Annotated in this window: 3 protein-coding genes; all 3 read left to right on the top strand. The window is 64.8% G+C overall.

The features are described from left to right. A partial coding sequence (locus AC5P09_RS51570) for a polymorphic toxin-type HINT domain-containing protein (RefSeq protein WP_493880571.1) occupies positions 1 to 1,401 on the top strand: 1,401 nt, incomplete at its 5' end. A gap of 26 nt (positions 1,402 to 1,427) precedes the next feature. Then, the gene (locus tag AC5P09_RS51575; protein ID WP_493880572.1) at positions 1,428 to 2,354 is read left to right on the top strand and encodes a hypothetical protein; all 927 of its coding nucleotides are present in this window, start codon (positions 1,428 to 1,430) and stop codon (positions 2,352 to 2,354) included. A gap of 138 nt (positions 2,355 to 2,492) precedes the next feature. Beyond that, positions 2,493 to 2,794, top strand: a 302-nt coding sequence (locus AC5P09_RS51580) for a hypothetical protein (protein WP_493880573.1), incomplete at its 3' end; no start/stop codon positions are given.

Here is a 2,794-nt window from a genome sequence, read left to right on the forward strand (position 1 = left end):
AACGGCTACTCCTACGCCAACAACTCACCGGTCACGCACGCCGACCCCAGCGGCATGATCATCCCGGAGTGCCGGGAAGGGCTGATCGAGTGCCGAGGGGGCCAGCCGTACTTCCCGAAGACCGCGGAGGAGAAGGCACAGTCGAACTACGACCAGGCGTCTCGGAACGTCACGCAGGCCCAAGGACAGCAGTCCGCGGCCAAGCAGCGCATCAAGTCCGCGGGCAAGGCGCTGGTCAAGATCGCGCGCGACATCCTCGGTGTCGACGCGGCCCTGGACTGCATCTCCACCGGTGACGTCGGCGCCTGCGGCGAGACCCTGCTCAACATCGCCGGCAGCTTCGCGGGCGGCCTCGCGGGCAAGATCCTCGCCAAGTACGGCGCCCCATGGAACTGGGCCAAGGGCATCAAGCTCGCCAAGCGGGTCACCGGCTTGGTCGGCGATCTGATCGGCGGAGCCAAGGACCTGTGGAAGGCCAGCAAGGCGGTTGGCAAGGCCCAGGCCGCACTGGCCAAGGCCGGGGACAAACTCAAGGCCGCCAAGAAGAAGGCGGCGGCTGCACTCAAGAAAAAGAAGACCGAGTGCCACAGCTTCCTGCCCGGTACGAAGGTTCTGCTGGCCAACGGCAAGACCAAGCCGATCGAGAAGGTGACACTGGGCAACAAGGTCGTCACCACCGATACGAGTACTGGCAAGGCGACGGTGCGCGAGATCGCGGGCACCATCGTCACGGAGGACGACAAGTCCTTCGCCGACCTGACGATCAAGGGCAAATCCGGCAAGGCGGAAGCCCTGATCGCCACGACAACCCACCCCTTCTGGGTGGAGTCGAAGGGCGAGTGGATCAAGGCCGGTGGCCTCCGGCCCGGTATGAACCTGCGCACCCCGTCGGGCGACACCGTCGAGCTGACCGCGGTCCGCTACTTTGAGAAGCGCCAGCGTACGCACGACCTCACGGTCACCGGGATCCACGCGTACTACGTCCTGGCGGGGGCGACTTCGCTGCTCGTCCACAACTGCGACGAGAGTCTGGACTTCGCGCACGGTACGACCGCCGACCACGCCGACAGCATCGAAGCCGGCGGGCTCAGTTCCGACGCCGCGAAGCAGGCATCGAGCGGCGGCCAGGTGGCGCAGCCCGGAAACCTTTTCACCTACGAGCTCACCCGTGGAGGCGGATCCAATATCAGTGTCGCCGCTCAGTGGGGTGTGACAAGGAACGGCGGTTCTCGAAGTGGTGCCGCAGTATCCATTTTCCGAATGTGCAAATGCGAGTATGATCGGCTTGTTCAGGAGGGTCATATCACCACCAGAGTGACAGGTGAGGGGATGCCCGAAGAAGTCATCTTCGGACCCGGCGCCATGGAGCATCTGCGCTTGGTGCAGACCGTCAAGTTGTAGATGGAAGAGCGGGAAGCCAGGACGCGATGACGGGTTTGAGTGGTACCGATTACTCCAATATTCGAATCCCGATCGTTTCCTGGCCGCCCGGCCTTCCCCTGCACGGAGAAATGGAGCGTGCTGAATGGACGCTCCGAACGCTTGACGTCATTTCTGATTCTGGAATGGTGGCGATTCCGAACCTCGGGCTCGATGAGCTCTCTAATGAGATGGAATTCGAGCTTGAGGTTCTGGGGACACAATTGATCACCATGACCTGCATGTACCCCAGGGTGCTCCCCGAACCAGTGCGACTGGGGGTGGCTTCGCTCGCCTGGCGTCGCATCGACGAAGAAGTCGCCCGCCTTTGGATGATCGGTCAGGAGCCGAGGTTTCGGTATCCGGAATTCATGCGGCAGCGGCGGTGCATGGTCGAGCGACTGGATGCTTCGTCGCGACACGTGTGGGCATGGGCGTGCCTGTACCGGGCCGCACCGGTTCTGGGTGCGCTGCTCGACTCCCCGGTGCCCGAGCCGGGTGCGATCGAGACGGACGAGGAGACAATGCCCCGAGTCCTCGCGGAATTGACCGCGCGACTGGCGGTTAAACCGTCCGAACACGCCTCTCGAGATCTGGAACTTCGCGATGTCGGCCGCCTATGGGTGCAGGCCTGGGAATCGGCCCTTGGGGGAACACGCTCAGGATCTGTCGATCTCCTGGCGTATGCGACCGAGCGGGTGGCGGATATCTTTACTGTTCTGGAAGGCGTAATCGGAGGGGCGGCCGCGGAGGGACTCGCGGCGGCGGAGGACACTGCCTGGTTTCTGGATGCCCGAGAACTTGCGGAACACGGAGACGACGCTCGTACGCGGGTCTTTGCGCGGTGCCGAGCCGGTGCTCGGCGGAGCGCGGTGTTCTGTGCTAGTCCGGATGTCCGAGCGGCGCTGCGGGCACCCAGTGGGGCTGGAGGATGAACTTCTTCCTGTCTGGGGGGAACCTGTGAGGTGGAGGGACCCGGGCCCGACTGTGGTGGATGGGCGGCCGGATCGGCGATGCCGACCCGGTTTGCCCCCTCAAGCCGGGCCCCGTGGCCTTGACCGTCGGACTGTCGAGTGGCACGCCACATCCCCGTAAACCTCTTCCTTCCGGACGTCGGTCTCCGGTGGCCGGGAGAGAAGGAAGCCACCCGCTACTACGAGTACGCCGGCCAGACGGTCGCCGTACGCAGGGCGGGCAAGGTGTCCTTCCTCGCCTCCGACCACCACGGCACGGGCGAGGTGGCGATCGACGCCGCGACCGGTGCGATCAGCCAGCGCCGCTTCGACCCCTTCGGCGTCGACCGCGGCGAGAAGACCGGTGTCTGGCCCGGGGAGAAGGGCTATGTCGGGGGCACGATCGACGCCTCGACCGGTCT

It is taken from the genome of Streptomyces sp. a15 (genome assembly GCF_059026085.1).

Bases quoted from the DNA above. Each gene is read 5' to 3' on its own strand.
- AC5P09_RS51575 (WP_493880572.1), top strand. From the start codon at position 1,428: ATGACGGGTTTGAGTGGTACCGATTACTCCAATATTCGAATCCCGATC.